This is a genomic window from Allosphingosinicella sp. (assembly GCF_036402135.1).
Lineage (GTDB): Bacteria > Pseudomonadota > Alphaproteobacteria > Sphingomonadales > Sphingomonadaceae > Allosphingosinicella.
In genome coordinates this window covers 1-15,312 of record NZ_DASWTN010000024.1, presented here as the reverse complement: position 1 = coordinate 15,312, position 15,312 = coordinate 1, and the positions used below count along the sequence as shown (strand labels likewise).

General features: G+C 63.8%; 20 protein-coding genes. 14 read left to right on the top strand and 6 right to left on the bottom strand.

What is annotated here, in order from left to right; translation table 11 throughout:
- Window positions 1-56 precede the first annotated feature (56 nt).
- Genes VGD10_RS06670 through VGD10_RS06660 form a run of 3 tightly spaced genes read left to right on the top strand, consistent with a single transcriptional unit; the run spans window position 57 to window position 1,588 of the window.
- On the top strand, window positions 57-713 hold the full coding sequence (locus VGD10_RS06670; RefSeq protein WP_331040023.1) for an RluA family pseudouridine synthase: 657 nt from the start codon (window positions 57-59) through the stop codon (window positions 711-713).
- Window positions 700-1,104, top strand: coding sequence for an alternative ribosome rescue aminoacyl-tRNA hydrolase ArfB (gene arfB / locus VGD10_RS06665; protein WP_331040022.1), 405 nt, complete (start codon window positions 700-702; stop codon window positions 1,102-1,104). The genes VGD10_RS06670 and arfB overlap by 14 nt, the downstream gene beginning before the upstream one ends.
- A gap of 1 nt (window position 1,105) precedes the next feature.
- Complete coding sequence (locus tag VGD10_RS06660; RefSeq protein ID WP_331040021.1) at window positions 1,106-1,588, top strand: GAF domain-containing protein; 483 nt, start codon at window positions 1,106-1,108, stop codon at window positions 1,586-1,588.
- On the opposite strand, the gene VGD10_RS06655 is transcribed toward VGD10_RS06660, so the two are convergent.
- Window positions 1,580-2,032 carry a universal stress protein gene (locus tag VGD10_RS06655; protein WP_331040105.1) on the bottom strand — a complete coding sequence of 151 codons (453 nt, stop codon included), beginning with the start codon at window positions 2,030-2,032 and terminating at the stop codon, window positions 1,580-1,582. The two genes, VGD10_RS06660 and VGD10_RS06655, sit on opposite strands and share 9 nt — an antisense overlap.
- A gap of 150 nt (window positions 2,033-2,182) precedes the next feature.
- Between VGD10_RS06655 and VGD10_RS06650 the strand changes: the two genes are divergently transcribed.
- Genes VGD10_RS06650 through VGD10_RS06635 form a run of 4 tightly spaced genes read left to right on the top strand, consistent with a single transcriptional unit; the run spans window position 2,183 to window position 5,429 of the window.
- Window positions 2,183-3,523 carry a pyruvate dehydrogenase complex dihydrolipoamide acetyltransferase gene (locus tag VGD10_RS06650; protein WP_331040020.1) on the top strand — a complete coding sequence of 447 codons (1,341 nt, stop codon included), beginning with the start codon at window positions 2,183-2,185 and terminating at the stop codon, window positions 3,521-3,523.
- Window position 3,524: 1 nt separating this feature from the next.
- Entirely contained in the window at window positions 3,525-3,737 is a 213-nt protein-coding gene (locus VGD10_RS06645; protein WP_331040019.1) for a hypothetical protein, read from the top strand.
- Window positions 3,738-3,758: 21 nt separating this feature from the next.
- The gene (gene lpdA, locus VGD10_RS06640; RefSeq protein WP_331040018.1) at window positions 3,759-5,129 is read left to right on the top strand and encodes a dihydrolipoyl dehydrogenase; all 1,371 of its coding nucleotides are present in this window, start codon (window positions 3,759-3,761) and stop codon (window positions 5,127-5,129) included.
- Window positions 5,130-5,429, top strand: coding sequence for a hypothetical protein (locus VGD10_RS06635; RefSeq protein ID WP_331040017.1), 300 nt, complete (start codon window positions 5,130-5,132; stop codon window positions 5,427-5,429).
- Here the strand turns inward: VGD10_RS06635 and VGD10_RS06630 are convergent.
- From VGD10_RS06630 to VGD10_RS06620, 3 genes are all read right to left on the bottom strand, one after another.
- A complete protein-coding gene (locus VGD10_RS06630) occupies window positions 5,398-5,724 on the bottom strand; it encodes a DUF3140 domain-containing protein (RefSeq protein WP_331040016.1) in 327 nt (108 codons plus the stop codon). The two genes, VGD10_RS06635 and VGD10_RS06630, sit on opposite strands and share 32 nt — an antisense overlap.
- The gene (locus VGD10_RS06625) at window positions 5,724-7,001 is read right to left on the bottom strand and encodes a metal-dependent hydrolase family protein (RefSeq protein ID WP_331040015.1); all 1,278 of its coding nucleotides are present in this window, start codon (window positions 6,999-7,001) and stop codon (window positions 5,724-5,726) included. Before VGD10_RS06625 ends, VGD10_RS06630 begins: the two co-directional genes overlap by 1 nt.
- A gap of 107 nt (window positions 7,002-7,108) precedes the next feature.
- Entirely contained in the window at window positions 7,109-7,720 is a 612-nt protein-coding gene (locus VGD10_RS06620) for a DUF4142 domain-containing protein (protein WP_331040014.1), read from the bottom strand.
- Between the two features lie 256 nt (window positions 7,721-7,976).
- On the opposite strand from VGD10_RS06620, the gene VGD10_RS06615 reads away from it, so the two are divergent.
- The gene (locus VGD10_RS06615) at window positions 7,977-8,318 is read left to right on the top strand and encodes a hypothetical protein (protein ID WP_331040013.1); all 342 of its coding nucleotides are present in this window, start codon (window positions 7,977-7,979) and stop codon (window positions 8,316-8,318) included.
- A 69-nt stretch (window positions 8,319-8,387) separates the two neighbouring features.
- Here the strand turns inward: VGD10_RS06615 and VGD10_RS06610 are convergent, their stop codons facing one another.
- Together VGD10_RS06610 and VGD10_RS06605 are read right to left on the bottom strand one after the other, a co-directional pair.
- A complete protein-coding gene (locus VGD10_RS06610; RefSeq protein ID WP_331040012.1) occupies window positions 8,388-8,711 on the bottom strand; it encodes a hypothetical protein in 324 nt (107 codons plus the stop codon).
- Between the two features lie 2 nt (window positions 8,712-8,713).
- Complete coding sequence (locus VGD10_RS06605) at window positions 8,714-8,935, bottom strand: PF20097 family protein (protein WP_331040011.1); 222 nt, start codon at window positions 8,933-8,935, stop codon at window positions 8,714-8,716.
- A 637-nt stretch (window positions 8,936-9,572) separates the two neighbouring features.
- Here VGD10_RS06605 and rpsL point away from each other — a divergent pair.
- The 6 genes from rpsL to rplC all read left to right on the top strand — a co-directional run.
- Window positions 9,573-9,944 (top strand): 30S ribosomal protein S12, encoded by a 372-nt coding sequence (gene rpsL / locus VGD10_RS06595; protein WP_147044308.1) that lies wholly within the window; start codon window positions 9,573-9,575, stop codon window positions 9,942-9,944.
- 51 nt (window positions 9,945-9,995) lie between these two features.
- Complete coding sequence (gene rpsG / locus VGD10_RS06590; protein ID WP_331040010.1) at window positions 9,996-10,466, top strand: 30S ribosomal protein S7; 471 nt, start codon at window positions 9,996-9,998, stop codon at window positions 10,464-10,466.
- Between the two features lie 63 nt (window positions 10,467-10,529).
- The gene (gene fusA, locus VGD10_RS06585) at window positions 10,530-12,602 is read left to right on the top strand and encodes an elongation factor G (protein ID WP_331040009.1); all 2,073 of its coding nucleotides are present in this window, start codon (window positions 10,530-10,532) and stop codon (window positions 12,600-12,602) included.
- Between the two features lie 49 nt (window positions 12,603-12,651).
- A complete protein-coding gene (gene tuf, locus VGD10_RS06580; protein WP_331040008.1) occupies window positions 12,652-13,842 on the top strand; it encodes an elongation factor Tu in 1,191 nt (396 codons plus the stop codon).
- Between the two features lie 145 nt (window positions 13,843-13,987).
- Complete coding sequence (gene rpsJ, locus VGD10_RS06575) at window positions 13,988-14,299, top strand: 30S ribosomal protein S10 (RefSeq protein WP_028969184.1); 312 nt, start codon at window positions 13,988-13,990, stop codon at window positions 14,297-14,299.
- A gap of 225 nt (window positions 14,300-14,524) precedes the next feature.
- Window positions 14,525-15,312 (top strand): 50S ribosomal protein L3 (gene rplC / locus VGD10_RS06570; RefSeq protein WP_331040007.1); only part of this gene is annotated, 788 nt, incomplete at its 3' end.

Sequence of the window (15,312 nt, the reverse complement as noted above, 5' to 3'; positions counted from 1 at the left end):
CTCTTGGAAAAGTGCGGTTCGTTGCGCATCCGCCACAGTTAAGGCAGAGCGGAAGCATGTGGGAAAAGTACGTTCTCTTCATCGACGGCGAGGCGATCGTCATCGACAAGCCGGCAGGTCTCGCCGTGCATCCGGGTTCTAAGACTCCGGAGAGTCTGGAAGATTATCTCCAACATTTCCGCTTCGGCTTTCAGCGGGAGCCGCTGCCCGTCCACCGGCTGGACCGCGACACGTCCGGCTGCCTCCTCCTCGCCCGCAACCCCAAGGCGCACAAGCGCTTTCAGCGTGCGTTTGAAGGCGGCGAGGTCGTTAAGACCTATGTAGCTGTCGTCGACGGGGTACCCGAAGCAGGGGAAGGACGGATCGACATTCCGCTCGGCAAGACCTCGACCGCGCGGGACGGCTGGCGGATCGTCCCTGATCCTAAGGGCAAGCCCTCGGTCAGCCACTGGCGGAAGGCGGCGGTGAAGGACAAGCGGGCGGTGATCGTTTTCACGCCGGAAACCGGCCGCACCCACCAACTCCGCGTCCACGCCGCGGAAGGCCTCGGCTTTCCGATTTCCGGCGATCCCGTCTACGGGCAGGGCAGGGGGCCTATGCTCCTCCACGCTTTGTCGCTGCGGCTGGAGCGCGCGGGCAAGGAGCCCATCGAAGCAACTGCGCCCTTGCCGCCAACCTTCATCAATGCGGGCTTCGGCGATGTCGCACTTTGAAGTCCCTGAGGAGGCGCTTTCCGAAAGCTTCATCGCCTCCAGCGGCCCAGGCGGCCAGAACGTCAACAAGGTTGCGACCGCCTGCCAGCTTCGCTGCGACGTGTTCAAGCTCGGCCTCGCGCCGCCCGTCTATCAGCGGCTGAAGTCGCTTGCCGGCAGCCGCATGACGAGCGGCGGTGAGATCGTGATCACCGCTCGAAGCTTCCGCACGCAGGAGGCGAACCGCGAAGATGCGCGGGAAAGGCTGGCGGAATTGATCGCCAAGGCCCACATCCGCCCGGAAAAGAGGATCAAGACCAAGCCCAGCCGCGCCGCAAAGGCGAAGAGGGTGGACTCGAAAAAGCAGCGCGGCAGCGTCAAGGCGGCGCGCGGCAAAGTCAGGGTGGACTAGGATGTACGAATTCAAGATCGAAGCGGCCGACAAGGCCGAGCTTTATCGCCAGCTCATCGAAGCAGCGGACGCACTGACCGCCGGGGAGCCGGACGCGATCGCCAATATGGCCAATATCTCCGCTTTGCTCTGGGAGGGGCTTCCGGACCTGAATTGGGCCGGCTTCTACCGTAATGTCGGCGGCGAGCTTGTGCTCGGCCCGTTTCAGGGCAAGGCCGCCTGCATCCGCATCCCATTCGGCAAAGGCGTCTGCGGCACCGCCGCGCAGACGCGCCAGGTGCAGTGCATCGAGGACGTCCACGCCTTCCCCGGCCACATCGCCTGCGACAGCGCCTCGGCTTCGGAGCTTGTCGTGCCGATCGTGCATCAGGGGCAGTTGCTCGGCGTGCTCGACCTCGACAGCCCAAGCCCCGCGCGCTTCGACGAGGAAGATGTGAGGGGCTGCGTCGCCCTCATCGAAAAGATCGCCAGCCGTCTAGCTTAACCGGTCCAGCGCCTCGTCGCTGAGATGCCCCGGCACGATCATCAGCGGGCAGGGGAGGCTTCCGGCGGCCGCCGTGAAATGCGAGACGAGCGGCCCCGGATTTCCCTCCGCCGCGGCGCCAAGCACCAGCGCAGCGATATTCTCCCGCTCATTCAGCAGCTCGTTCACCGCCTTCACCATGTCACCTTGCTTAACGGTGATGGACGGCCGAATGCCCGCTTCCTCGACGATCGCGCCCGACGCCTCCAGCACCGCGGCTTCCGCTCTTAGCTTCGCTTCCTCTTCGATCGCCGCCTGAACGCCGCCCCATTCGACGAAGTCCTGCTGCGGGATGATCGACAATATCTCGACCGTGCCGCCGGTGCCCGCGGCGCGGCGCGCTGCGAAGCGGAGCGCGGCCTTCGCCTCTTGCGTCTCGTCGACCACCACCAGATAAGCCCGCATGTCCCGCCCCCTGTTGCGGCGATTGGTGCGCCAATCCGTCCGGACGCGCAAGCCTCACCCCTTCGGCCGGTCTCGGACGGCCGCTCGGACAGGCTTGACCCGTGCCCCTCATTTGCTGTTTGGACGGGCTGAAGAATACAGGGAAGCCCCATGCCCATCGAACTCAAGATGCCCGCCCTCTCTCCGACGATGGAGGAAGGCACGCTCGCCAAATGGCTGGTGAAGGAAGGCGACACCGTCGCCTCGGGCGACATCCTGGCTGAGATCGAGACCGACAAGGCGACAATGGAGTTCGAGGCGGTGGATGAAGGCACCGTCGCCAAGATACTCGTCGCCGAGGGTACGGACGAAGTGAAAGTCGGCACCGTGATCGCACTGATCGCGGGTGAGGGCGAAGAGGCAGGCGCCGCCGCATCCGCGCCCACTGCCGCCAAGGAACCGGTCGCAAAGGATGGCGGCGAAACCGGCGCCGGCCAGCCCGCCACCGACAAGGCCCCCACTCCGGAACCCGAGGTGAGGGGCTATGGCGCCAATCCGGCCGAGGACAAGCAGGTCGTGGCCGCCACGCCCGCACCGCAGCCGCGCGCCGACAGCGGCGACCGCGTCAAGGCAAGCCCGCTCGCCCGCCGCCTCGCCGAGCAGAAGGGTGTCGACCTCTCAGCCCTCCAGGGCTCCGGCCCCGGCGGCCGCATCGTTAAAGCCGACATCGACGGAGCCACTGGCGGCGCCAAGCCTGCGGCTGCTCCTGCTGCAGCGCCCGCTGCGGCGCCGGCAGCCACACCGGCCACCGTCGAAACCGACATCCCGCACGAGGTGGTCAAGCTTTCCAACATGCGGAAGACGATCGCCCGCCGCCTCACCGAGGCGAAGCAGACGATTCCGCACATCTACCTCACCGTCGATATTCAGCTCGACGCGCTGCTGAAGCTCCGCGGCGAGCTCAACAAGGGGCTCGAGGCGCGCGGCGTGAAGCTCAGCGTCAACGACCTACTCATCAAGGCCCTTGCCGCCGCGCTTATCGAAGTGCCGGAATGCAACGTGTCGATCTCCGGCGACCAGCTCCTGAAATATAGCCGGGCCGACATCTCCGTCGCCGTGTCGATCCCGAACGGCCTCATTACCCCGATCATCGTCGGTGCGGACTCAAAGCCGGTGTCGGTGATCGCCGCCGAGATGAAGGAACTCGCCGAGCGCGCCCGCGAAGGCAAGCTCCAGCCGCACGAATATCAGGGCGGCACCGCCTCGCTCAGCAACATGGGCATGTACGGCATCAAGCAGTTCGACGCGGTCATCAATCCGCCGCAGGCGATGATCATGGCGATCGGCGCGGGCGAGAAGCGCCCCTATGTCGTCAATGACAGCCTGCAGATCGCAACGGTGATGAACGCCACCGGCAGTTTCGATCACCGCGCCATCGATGGCGCCGACGGCGCCCGCCTGATGCAGGCCATCAAGCGTCTCGTCGAAAACCCACTGGCTATGCTGGCCTGACATGGACCTCCTGAAGGCCCTCCTCATCGGCTTCATCATCGCGGTGGCGGTGCCGATGGTGTTCGGAGGTCCGACCGGCGCCTGGATGAGTTCGGCCGCGTCGGTCGGCACGATCAGCCCGCTGGAGGGCTCGCCGGGCCTCCTCTTCTCGATCCCGCTGTTCGTCGGGGCGACCGTGATCTTCTGGATCTTCTTCGAATGGCACAGCCGCTAAGGCACGAAATCGGAGCAAAATGTGGCTGATACTTACGACCTCATCGTCCTCGGCTCCGGGCCCGGCGGCTATGTCGCCGCGATCCGCGCGTCGCAGCTGGGGCTGAAATGCGCCATCGTCGAGCGCGAGAAGCTTGGCGGTATCTGCCTCAACTGGGGCTGCATCCCGACCAAGGCCCTGCTCCGCACGTCCGAGATCAACCATTATCTGACCCACGCCTCCGCCTATGGCCTCAGTGCGGAAAAGGTGAGCTTCGACCTCGCCGCTATCGTCGACCGCAGCCGCAAGGTGGCCGGACAGCTCAACATGGGCGTCAAAGGCCTCATGAAGAAGAACAAGGTCACCGTTGTCGAAGGCGAGGGGAAACTCACCGGCAAGGGCAAGCTCCAAGTCGGCGACAAGGAACTCCAGGCGAAGCACATCATCATCGCCACCGGCGCCCGCGCCCGCGATCTGCCCTTCGCGAAGGCCGACGGGGAGCGCATCTGGACCTACCGCCATGCCATGGTGCCGAAGGAGATGCCGACGAAATTGCTCGTCATCGGCTCCGGCGCGATCGGCGTCGAATTCGCCAGCTTCTATTCGGACATGGGCGCCGAGGTCACTATCGTCGAAATGCTGGACCGTATCCTCCCCGTCGAGGACGAAGAGATCAGCGCCTTCATGCACAAGGCGCTCACCAAACAGGGCATGAAGATCCTGACCTCATCCGGCGTCGAGAAGCTCGAGACTAGCGCGAAGGGCGTGAAGGCAACCCTAAAAGGTGGCAGCGTGGAGGAATTCTCCCACTGCATCGTCGCCATTGGCATCGTGCCGAACACGGAAAATATCGGCCTTGAAGCGCTCGGCGTGAAAACGGAGCGCGGCCACATCGTCACCGACGGCTACGGCCGCACCAATGTCGAAGGCGTCTACGCCATCGGCGACGTCACCGGCCCGCCCTGGCTGGCGCACAAGGCGAGCCACGAAGGCGTCGTATGCGTCGAAGCCATTGCCGGTAAGAAGCCGCACCCGTTCGAAACCTGGAACATCCCCGGCTGCACTTATTCCCGCCCGCAGGTCGCAAGCGTCGGCCTCACCGAAGCCAAGGCGAAGGAGCAGGGCCGGAAGGTCAAAACTGGCAAATTCCCTTTCATCGGCAACGGCAAGGCGATCGCGCTCGGCGAAGCGGAAGGCTTCATCAAAACCGTATTCGACGAGGCGACCGGCGAGCTGCTCGGTGCCCACATGGTCGGCGCCGAAGTCACCGAACTGATCCAGGGCTACGCCATAGCCCGCCAGCTGGAGACGACCGAGGAAGACCTGATGCACACCGTCTTCCCGCACCCGACATTGAGCGAAATGATGCACGAAAGCGTCCTCGACGCTTACGGAAGGGCGCTGCATTACTAAGTGGATTTAGACGACCAGCTCCGCCGCTATTTCGGCACCTCGGACCTTACGTCTCTCCTCGCCGAGGCACTCTCCGCGGGCGTAGAGCGGATGCAGGTCGATCTCGGGCTTGAGCAGGACCGGAACCGCCGCTTCGCGCTTTGGGCGTTGCTCCACATGCTGGGCGCCGCGCCGGACCTCGACGTCGCCTTCGAAGACCCAGCGGACCGCGACGCCGCGCGGACCTTCATGGAGCTGACGGAGCAAAAAGGAGTAGACTTAATGCCAGCTACTTCAACGGATCGTGGCCCCAGTTCATGAGGCTGTAGCGCCAGCGGGAGGTGACCATATTCTGGGGCTCCTGCGCGCGGTGGCGGCGGACGTAGCCGACGACTTTCCGCATGTGGAGGTAATCGTCCTCGTTGAGGGCAGACTTCTTCGTGCGGAGGAGCTTCACGATGTAGCGGCCGGAGGCGTGGCCGACGGATTCGCCGCCGTCCTTCTTCTGGCCGACGCGGAGGCTTTCCGGGGTTTCCAGCCAGTCGTCGAGTTCGGCGGGGGTCATGTTCACCGCACCGTGGAAGTCGGCGTAGATGCGCGCGAAGTCGAGCGGCATCAGTCCTGCTTCACCACCGTGCCGCCCTTGATGACGACCTCGACATCCTCGAGCGCGCGAACGTCCGCGAGCGGATCGCCGTCCACCGCGATGATGTCGCCGTAGCGGCCGGTGGCGATGGCGCCGACGTCCTTCTCACGCCCGAGCGCTTCGGCGGCGTTGCGGGTGGCGGCCTGGATCGCCTCCATCGGCGTCATGCCATAGTCGACCATTGTCCTGAACTGGCCGGCCGCTGTGCCGTGCGGCATCACGCCGGCGTCGGTCGCGAACACCATCTTCACGCCTGCGCGGTGGGCGGCGCGGAAATTGTCGCGCTGGATCTGGGCGATCTCGCGGTCCTTGCGGAGATTGTCCTCAAGGACGCCGTTCTTCCGCCCCTCGGACTGCGTATATTCGGTGTTGAAGATGTCCATTGCGAACCAGACCGGCTGCTTGCGCGCGGCGGCGAGGCGAATGCCCTCCGCGTCGACGAGGCTGGCATGTTCGATCGTGTCGATGCCGGCGCGGATCGCGGCCTTGATGCCCGCCGCGCCATGGGCATGGGCGGCGACTTTCAGGCCCCATTGATGCGCCTCGTCGGCGATGGCGCGAAGTTCGTCCTCGGAGAGCTGTTGCTGACCGGGCTCGGTGTTGCGGGAGAATACGCCGCCGGTCGCGCAGACCTTGATTACCTCGGCGCCGTACTTGCGCTGCTCGCGGACGCGGGTGCGGAGTTCCTGCGGGCCGTCGCCGACCGCCTTGCCCTTGGCCGCGAAGGAAGGCGGCAGGTAGGTGCTGTCGCAATGGCCGCCGGTCGCGCCAATGGGATAAGCGGCTGGAACGATGCGCGGACCTTCCATCAGCCCTTCGTCCACCGCCTGCTTGTAGGCGACGTCGGAATAATTGTCGGAGCCGACGTTGCGGACGGTGGTGAAGCCCGCACGCAGCATGTCACGGGCATTGCCGACGCCCTGCACCGTCCAGAACTGGTCGGTGAACTGAAGCCCCGTATAGCCGCCGTAGCGCGGGTTCCCGTCGAGATGGACATGCATATCGATGAGGCCGGGAAGGATCGTCTTGCCGGGAAGATCGATGCGCCGCGCTCCTTCGGGGATCATTGGCCGCACGCTGCCTTGCGAAACGACGGATGCAATGCGGCCGTCAGTGATGACCACCACCGGCTGTTCGACCACGCGGCCTGCAAGCACGTCCACCATTCGGTCGGCAGTGACGACGACTGTCTCAGCGGAAACGGCAGTGGCAAGGAGGAAGCTTGAGGCAAGGAGAAGTGCGCGCATGGAGGTCCCCGATGAGAGTTGCGCGGACAATAAGGCGCTCCTCCGCGCTCGCAACGAAAAAGGGCAGGCGCGGACGCCTGCCCTTCTCCCTCCTGAACTCGTGGAAGTTACTGGCTCGCGCCGCCGCCCTGCTGGAGCTGCTGCGCGCGCTCCAGGTGTCGCTGAATCGGGCCGGACACTGTCTGCGCATGCTGCTTCAGCGACGCCACGTCGCCGTTTTGCGCATAGCCCTGGACGATCTGAAGCGCCTTCTGATGCGCCGCCAGCTGCTGCTGCAGATAGGCCTGATCGAACTGGGCGCCGTTCGCCGAGCGGAGCGCCTGCAGGTTCGCCTGCTGCTCCGGCGTCATCTGCGGCGTTACGGTAATGGCGGGCTGAGCCTGCTGCGCCGCGGTCTTGAGATCGGCCGTCGATTTCTCGTGATCGGTGACGATCATCTGCGCGAGATCCTTGATCTCCTGCCGCTGCGCCTTTTCCTGCGCGAGGCGGGAGCTTTCGATCTCGTACATGTCGCTGCCGCCGACCATCGTCGCATACTCCTGGCCATTCTGCGGCACGCCCGCCTCAGCGCCCGCCGACGCGTTCATGGAGCCGTTGTCGGCAGGCATGATCATATTGTCTTCGGCGGTGATGTTCGCGCCGCCTTCGCTTTCATTGTTGCCGCCGCAGGCCGCAAGCGCGAGCGCCGCGGCCGAAGCCATCAAGATCCTCATTTTCATTATCCCTCTCCCAGTCGCGTTTGGGCGAGGCGGACAACGGGCAGGCTTCGGCTCCGTTCCGGCAGGAGTGCGCCGAAAACATCTTCAATGTCATCTACTTGGTTACGGCCGGGCCCGCTTAGTCTTCGCTCTACCCTTACTGAACGGCCGATCCTGAACCTGGGGCGTTGTTGTCGTTCGCCTTAAATGAGGCGTGCAATGCCGCCCGTGTCTGATGACCAGAAGATCAGCAGGCGGCCTTTCAGGAGTAAAGTTGATGTTTAAGCGTACACTCGTCGCGGCTGCTGCCGCGGCATCGATGGCGGCCGTCGCCATTCCGGCTTCGGCCCAGCTCACCCAGCAGGGCGGACTCGTCAATGTCACCGTGACGGACGTTTCGATCCTGAACAACTTCCTCAACGACACGCAGATCGCGGCGCTGAACAATCTCAATGTTCCGATCACCGTGCAGGTGCCGGTCGGCATCGCCGCCAATGTCTGCGGCGTCAGCGCGGCCGTGCTCGGCCGTGCAGGCAGCGCCGCCCAGTGCAACGCCACCACAGGCTCGCGCGCCCTTGCGCAGAGCGTGAACCGGCAGCTGCTCGATCAGCGCCGTTAATCCGGACTTCCACCTGAAGAGGGGCGGTCCTTTGCGGCCGTCCCTTTTTATTCGGCAAAGGAGGGCAGCCTAGCGCGCCGTTCCTTTTCCGCGCCGCCAGAAGAATGCAGCGGCGGCCAGTGCAATCCAGAACAGGGCGGTCAGCAGGAAGGGCAAAAGCCGGAACTTGTCCTCGCCAAGAAGGCCGCCGGACAAATTGGCAGAGCCCACCACCGAGATTCCGGGATAATCGACGAGATAAGGCGCGGGCCATCCGGCAGCGGCAACTTCGCAGCGGGTCTCGCATCCCATGATTTCCGAATAGGTCGCCTGGGCGCGGCCGGGGGCGGCGGAGGACAGGAGCGCGAGGAGGATGCCAGCGGCTATGGAGAGGAGGAGCAGGCGGACCGACATGCCTAAGCGCCCGGCGCGTAGCTTTCGAGATAGCCGCAGCGGCGGCAGCGCCAGGTGGTGATCTCGATGGGCGTGGTGCCGCCGAGCTTCAGGCCAACCCAGATGCTCTTCCGCGGTTCGCCTTCACGCCAAGTAGGGACCGAGGCCGTGCCGTAACCCTGATCGACAGTGTAGCCGTCCGCCATCTCGCCTTCGCATTTGGGGCAATATTTCCATTCAGTCATAAGTATACTGTTCCAAAGATTGGCGCCGGCAGCAACAGTGGCTTAGGCTGATAATCCTCAGCGTGCTGGATCATCCGACCGCTCCGCCAGTTCCATAAAAGTGCGGACAGCGTCGCGATCTGCCGCATCCTCGAACGCTACGGCGAGATCTGGCGCCGCGCCGAACGTGTGGAACAACGTCCAGAGGCGAAGCGGCGGCTGCGGTCCCGCTCCAGCCCCAGATCGACTGCATCCGTTCGATGCCCGCGTTTAGCGCCTCGGCAGGCAGCGAAGTGAGATCCGTGTTGCCGAAATAGCGGCGCAGTTGAGAGTCGAAGTTCATAGTACGCCTTGTTGAAACATGGCGGCAACGGCAGTCAGCCATTTGCCTGCGCACTTTAGAGAACTGCCATCTCGAATGAGAAGCAGAATAGATAAAATCTGTAAAGCTTAGGTACCTAATTGCGAATTCCCCCCGTTGACCCAAATAGGACTCGCCGCTATAGGCCGCCTCGCCTGCGGGACCGCTGCGTCCCTGGAGCAGGCAAGAGCTTGAACATTGCTGTGCGATCGCAAGGGCCCGGAGGCCAATATGGCCGCCAGGGTTTTTGCGCATTTTGCGTGACAGTAAAGTAACTTGATTGGAGTGAAGGGCTTCATGCCGACGATTAACCAGCTGATCCGCAAGGGTCGCGAGCCGCAGAAGGCCAAGTCAAAGGTCCCTGCGATGGAGCAGAACCCGCAAAAGCGCGGCGTCTGCACCCGCGTCTATACGACGACCCCGAAGAAGCCGAACTCCGCGCTCCGCAAGGTGGCCAAGGTCCGCCTGACGAACCAGCGCGAAGTGATCAGCTACATCCCCGGCGAAGGCCACAACCTCCAGGAGCACTCGGTGGTGCTGATCCGCGGCGGCCGTGTGCGCGACTTGCCGGGCGTCCGCTATCACGTGCTCCGCGGCGTGCTCGACACCCAGGGTGTCAAGGACCGCAAGCAATCCCGCTCCAAGTACGGCGCCAAGCGTCCGAAGTAAGCCGGTCGGGCATCCGACCATCAGGCTGAAGTCAAGAGAAGGTAGAAGAACATGTCACGTCGTCGTCGCCCAGAGAAGCGCGAGATCCTTCCCGATCCGAAGTTCGGGGATATCGTCCTTTCGAAGTTCATGAACTCCGTCATGCTCGACGGCAAGAAGTCGACCGCCGAAGGCATCGTCTACGGCGCCCTCGACACGGTCGAGCAGCGCGCGAAGCGGGAGCCGCTCGGCGTGTTCCACGACGCGCTCAACAACATCAAGCCGGGCATCGAGGTCCGCAGCCGCCGCGTCGGCGGTGCGACCTATCAGGTTCCGGTCGAGGTGCGCCCGGAGCGTGCCCAGGCGCTCGCCATCCGCTGGCTGATCTCGGCCGCGCGTGCGCGTTCGGAAAACACCATGTCGGCCCGCCTTTCGGGCGAGCTGATGGACGCGGCTAACAACCGCGGCAACGCCGTCAAGAAGCGCGAGGACACGCACCGCATGGCGGAAGCGAACCGGGCCTTCTCCCACTACCGCTGGTAATTTCAGTCCCTATATAGTGGGGGAGGGGCCAGGGCCTCTTTCCCCACATCGGAGTTTAAGATCATGGCCCGCAGCCATCCGCTCGAAAAGTATCGCAATATCGGCATCATGGCGCATATCGACGCCGGCAAGACGACGACGACCGAGCGCATCCTTTATTATACCGGCAAGTCCTACAAGATCGGCGAAGTGCATGAAGGCACCGCCACCATGGACTGGATGGAGCAGGAGCAGGAGCGCGGGATCACGATCACCAGCGCCGCCACCACCTGTTTCTGGAATGACCACCGGATCAACATCATCGACACGCCGGGCCACGTCGACTTCACCATTGAAGTCGAACGTTCGCTGCGCGTGCTCGACGGCGCGGTCGCCTGCTTCGACGGCGTTGCCGGCGTCGAGCCGCAGTCCGAAACCGTCTGGCGGCAGGCCGAGAAGTACAAGGTCCCGCGGATGTGCTTCGTCAACAAGCTCGACCGCACGGGCGCGAACTTCGAAATGTGCGTCGGCATGATCAAGGACCGCCTTGGCGCGCGTCCGGCCGTCCTCTATCTCCCGATCGGCATCGAAGGCGGCTTCAAGGGCCTCGTCGACCTGGTCGAGAACCGTGCGATCATCTGGCTCGAAGAGAGCCTCGGCGCGAAGTTCGAATATCAGGACATCCCCGCCGACCTCGCCGATGCCGCCGCGGCAGCCCGCATGGAGCTGATCGAGATGGCCGTCGAGCAGGACGACGACATCATGGAAGCCTATCTGGGCGGTGAGGAGCCGGATGCGGCGACCCTCAAGAAGCTCATCCGCAAGGGCACGCTGAACTTCTCGTTCGTTCCGGTCCTCTGCGGTTCGGCGTTCAAGAACAAGGGCGTTCAGCCGCTCCTCGACGCGGTCGTCGATTATCTGCCGAGCCCGCTCGACATTCCGCCGGTCGAAGGCGTGAAGCTCGACGGCGAGACGCAGGATACGCGTCCGGCCGACGACGGCGCGCCGCTTTCCGCGCTCGCCTTCAAGATCATGAACGATCCGTTCGTGGGCTCGCTTACCTTCGCCCGCATCTATTCGGGCAAGCTCGAAAAGGGCACCGTTCTCAACACGGTGAAGGACAAGAAGGAAAAGATCGGCCGCATGCTTCTGATGCATGCGAACAGCCGTGAGGATATCGACGAAGCTTATGCGGGCGACATCGTCGCCATCGCGGGCCTCAAGGACACCACGACGGGCGACACTCTGTCCGCCCCGAACGCTCCGATCATCCTGGAGCGGATGGAGTTCCCGGATCCCGTGATCGAGCTCAGCGTCGAGCCGAAGACCAAGGCCGACCAGGAGAAGATGGGCATCGCCCTCAATCGCCTGGCCGCCGAGGATCCTTCGTTCCGCGTGTCGACCGACCATGAATCGGGCCAGACGATCATCAAGGGGATGGGCGAGCTCCACCTCGAGATTCTCGTCGATCGCATGAAGCGCGAGTTCAAGGTGGACGCCAATGTCGGCGCTCCGCAGGTCGCTTATCGCGAGTACCTCAAGAAGCCGGTCGAGCTCACCTACACCCACAAGAAGCAGTCGGGCGGCTCCGGCCAGTTCGGCGAAGTGAAGGTTCAGGTGAAGCCGGGCGAGCGCGGTTCGGGCTTCCAGTTCTTCGACGAGATCAAGGGCGGCAACATTCCGCGCGAATATATCCCGTCGGTCGAAAAGGGCATGCGCGAGACCGCCGAGACCGGTTCGCTGATCGGCTTCCCGATCATCGACTTCGAAGTGCACCTCATCGACGGCAAGTATCACGACGTCGACTCTTCGGCGCTCGCGTTCGAGATCTGCGCCCGCGGCGCGATGCGTGAAGCCGCCCAGAAGGCCGGCATCACGCTTCTCGAGCCGATCATGAAGGTGGAAGTCGTGACGCCGGAAGATTATCTTGGCGACGTCATTGGCGACATCAACAGCCGCCGCGGCCAGATCCAGGGTACGGACAGCCGGGGCAATGCACAGGTCGTCGAAGCGATGGTGCCGCTTGCTAATATGTTTGGCTACGTTAATGAGCTGCGTTCCTTCACGCAGGGCCGCGCTCAGTACACGATGCAGTTCTCGCACTACGACGAAGTCCCGCAAAACGTCGCGGATGAAGTGAAAGCTAAGCTCGCCTGAGGTCAGGCGGCGCGTGAGTTGAATTAGGAAAGACGAAGGGTAAGGGAAAATGGCGAAAGCTAAGTTTGAGCGGACGAAGCCGCACGTTAACATCGGCACCATCGGTCACGTCGACCATGGCAAGACCTCGCTGACCGCTGCGATCACCAAGGTCCTCGCCGAAGAGGGCCTGTCGCAGAAGGTCGACTTCGAGAACATCGACAAGGCGCCGGAAGAGCGTGAGCGCGGCATCACCATCTCGACCGCCCACGTCGAATATGAGACGAAGGACCGTCACTACGCGCACGTCGATTGCCCGGGCCACGCCGACTATGTGAAGAACATGATCACCGGCGCCGCTCAGATGGACGGCGCGATCCTGGTCGTGTCGGCCGCCGACGGTCCGATGCCGCAGACGAAGGAGCACATCCTGCTCGCTAAGCAGGTCGGCGTTCCCACCATGGTCGTCTTCCTGAACAAGGTCGACCAGGTCGATGACGAAGAGCTGCTCGAGCTCGTCGAACTCGAAATCCGTGAAGAGCTTTCCAAGCGCGATTTCCCGGGCGACGACATTCCGATCATCCGCGGCTCGGCGCTTGCAGCGCTCGAGGACAGCAACGAAGAGATCGGCAAGAAGGCGATCCTCGAGCTGATGGCTGCGATCGACAGCTGGATCCCGCAGCCGGAGCGTCCGCTCGACAAGCCGTTCCTGATGCCGATCGAAGACGTGTTCTCGATCTCGGGCCGCGGCACCGTCGTCACCGGCCGTGTCGAAACCGGCATCGTGAAGGTCGGCGAGGAAGTCGAAATCGTTGGCATCAAGGACACCAAGAAGACCGTCGTCACCGGCGTCGAGATGTTCCGCAAGCTGCTCGACGAGGGCCGCGCCGGCGACAATATCGGCGCGCTGATCCGCGGCGTCGGCCGTGAAGAGGTGGAGCGTGGCCAGGTTCTGGCCAAGCCCGGCTCGATCACGCCGCACACCGACTTCAAGGCTGAGGTCTACGTCCTCTCGAAGGACGAAGGCGGCCGTCACACGCCGTTCTTCGCCAACTACCGTCCGCAGTTCTACTTCCGCACGACCGACGTGACGGGCGAAGTGGTTCTGCCGGAAGGCACCGAGATGGTCATGCCCGGCGACAACGTCACGCTCGGCGTGAAGCTGATCGCTCCGATCGCGATGGACCAGGGTCTGCGCTTCGCCATTCGCGAAGGCGGCCGGACCGTCGGCGCGGGGGTTGTCGGCGAGATCTCGAAGTAATATAGGGCCGTCAGCCGCGCGGGTCGTTAGATTCGCGCGGCTCGCCTTTTAGTAGAGTTTATTGGCCGCTCCGGGCCGCTGGTTCCGGAATGGCTTTGTTTGGTTCGTCCTTCGGGGCAGGCTCTTTCGCATCGGTAAGCAGGTTATGGAAACGCAGAATATCCGGATTCGCCTGAAGGCGTTCGATCATCGTGTGCTCGATCAGGCCACTGGCGACATTGCCGACACCGCTCGGCGCACGGGTGCTCTTATTCGCGGCCCCATTCCGCTGCCGACGCGCATCGAGAAGTTCACCGTCAACCGCTCGCCCCACGTCGACAAGAAGTCGCGCGAGCAGTTCGAGGTGCGCACCTACAAGAGGCTGCTCGACATCGTGCAGCCGACGCCGCAGACGGTCGACGCGCTTATGAAGCTCGACCTTGCTGCAGGTGTTGATGTTGAGATCAAGCTGGCCTAAGGGGCTGGCGCGACGCTCCTTTTAGAGGGGGAGCAAGGTTCTTCGGAGCCGCCGCAAAGTCCGCTTTGTGGAAGATTATAGGGATACCGCACGGGCTTGCCCGTGGGCTGCGTCCCCCGCTCCCGCGCTTCTGGCGCGGATTTAGCCCAGGCGGGGCACGCATTCTTTTGGGGCTAACACGCCCGCGGGACTGGTCTCGCGGGCCTCTGTATGAGGAGCATGATCATGCGCACTGGCGTGATCGCGAAGAAAATGGGGATGACCCGCCTGTTCCAGGACGACGGCCGCCACGTGCCCGTCACCGTTCTGGCGCTTGAAAATCTGCAGGTCGTTGCGCGCCGTGAGGCTGACCGCGACGGCTATACCGCCGTGCAGCTCGGCGCGGGTTCGGCCAAGGCCAAGAACCTGACGAAGCCGGAGCGCGGCCATTTCGGCAAGGCCGAGGTGGAGCCGAAGGCCCGCGTCGCCGAATTCCGTGTCGCCGAGGATGCGCTCCTTGACGTCGGCGCGGAGCTTACCGCCGACCATTTCGTCGCCGGCCAGCTGGTCGACATCCAGGGCTGCACCCAGGGTAAGGGTTTCGCCGGCGCCATGAAGCGCTGGGGCTTCGGCGGTATGCGTGCCACCCACGGCGTCTCGGTCTCGCACCGTGCCCACGGCTCGACCGGTAACCGTCAGGATCCGGGCCGCGTCTTCAAGAACAAGAAGATGGCCGGTCACATGGGCGCGAAGAACCGCACCCAGCAGAATCTTGAAGTCGTTCGCACCGACGCTGAGCGCGGCCTCATCTTCGTGAAGGGCTCCGTGCCCGGTCACAAGGGCGGCTGGCTGATCGTCAAGGACGCCGTCAAGGTCGCTCGCCCGGCCGACGTTCCCTATCCGGCGGGATTGCTTGGCGACAAGGCGATCGAGACTGAGCAGGCCCCGGCCGGCTTCGTCGAAGACGCAGCGGTTCATGAAATCCCGGCGCTGCCGAGCGATGCTGAAGTGGCGGAAATCGCCGCACAGCAGGA

What these genes read in the sequence shown, in the direction of transcription:
- VGD10_RS06670 (WP_331040023.1), top strand. Translation starts at nt 57, where the DNA reads ATGTGGGAAAAGTACGTTCTCTTCATCGACGGCGAGGCGATCGTCATC.
- arfB (WP_331040022.1), top strand. Translation starts at nt 700, where the DNA reads ATGTCGCACTTTGAAGTCCCTGAGGAGGCGCTTTCCGAAAGCTTCATC.
- VGD10_RS06660 (WP_331040021.1), top strand. Translation starts at nt 1,106, where the DNA reads ATGTACGAATTCAAGATCGAAGCGGCCGACAAGGCCGAGCTTTATCGC.
- VGD10_RS06655 (WP_331040105.1), bottom strand. Translation starts at nt 2,032, where the DNA reads ATGCGGGCTTATCTGGTGGTGGTCGACGAGACGCAAGAGGCGAAGGCC.
- VGD10_RS06650 (WP_331040020.1), top strand. Translation starts at nt 2,183, where the DNA reads ATGCCCATCGAACTCAAGATGCCCGCCCTCTCTCCGACGATGGAGGAA.
- VGD10_RS06645 (WP_331040019.1), top strand. Translation starts at nt 3,525, where the DNA reads ATGGACCTCCTGAAGGCCCTCCTCATCGGCTTCATCATCGCGGTGGCG.
- VGD10_RS06630 (WP_331040016.1), bottom strand. Translation starts at nt 5,724, where the DNA reads ATGCCGCTCGACTTCGCGCGCATCTACGCCGACTTCCACGGTGCGGTG.
- VGD10_RS06625 (WP_331040015.1), bottom strand. Translation starts at nt 7,001, where the DNA reads ATGCGCGCACTTCTCCTTGCCTCAAGCTTCCTCCTTGCCACTGCCGTT.
- VGD10_RS06620 (WP_331040014.1), bottom strand. Translation starts at nt 7,720, where the DNA reads ATGAAAATGAGGATCTTGATGGCTTCGGCCGCGGCGCTCGCGCTTGCG.
- VGD10_RS06615 (WP_331040013.1), top strand. Translation starts at nt 7,977, where the DNA reads ATGTTTAAGCGTACACTCGTCGCGGCTGCTGCCGCGGCATCGATGGCG.
- VGD10_RS06610 (WP_331040012.1), bottom strand. Translation starts at nt 8,711, where the DNA reads ATGTCGGTCCGCCTGCTCCTCCTCTCCATAGCCGCTGGCATCCTCCTC.
- VGD10_RS06605 (WP_331040011.1), bottom strand. Translation starts at nt 8,935, where the DNA reads ATGACTGAATGGAAATATTGCCCCAAATGCGAAGGCGAGATGGCGGAC.
- rpsL (WP_147044308.1), top strand. Translation starts at nt 9,573, where the DNA reads ATGCCGACGATTAACCAGCTGATCCGCAAGGGTCGCGAGCCGCAGAAG.
- rpsG (WP_331040010.1), top strand. Translation starts at nt 9,996, where the DNA reads ATGTCACGTCGTCGTCGCCCAGAGAAGCGCGAGATCCTTCCCGATCCG.
- fusA (WP_331040009.1), top strand. Translation starts at nt 10,530, where the DNA reads ATGGCCCGCAGCCATCCGCTCGAAAAGTATCGCAATATCGGCATCATG.
- tuf (WP_331040008.1), top strand. Translation starts at nt 12,652, where the DNA reads ATGGCGAAAGCTAAGTTTGAGCGGACGAAGCCGCACGTTAACATCGGC.
- rpsJ (WP_028969184.1), top strand. Translation starts at nt 13,988, where the DNA reads ATGGAAACGCAGAATATCCGGATTCGCCTGAAGGCGTTCGATCATCGT.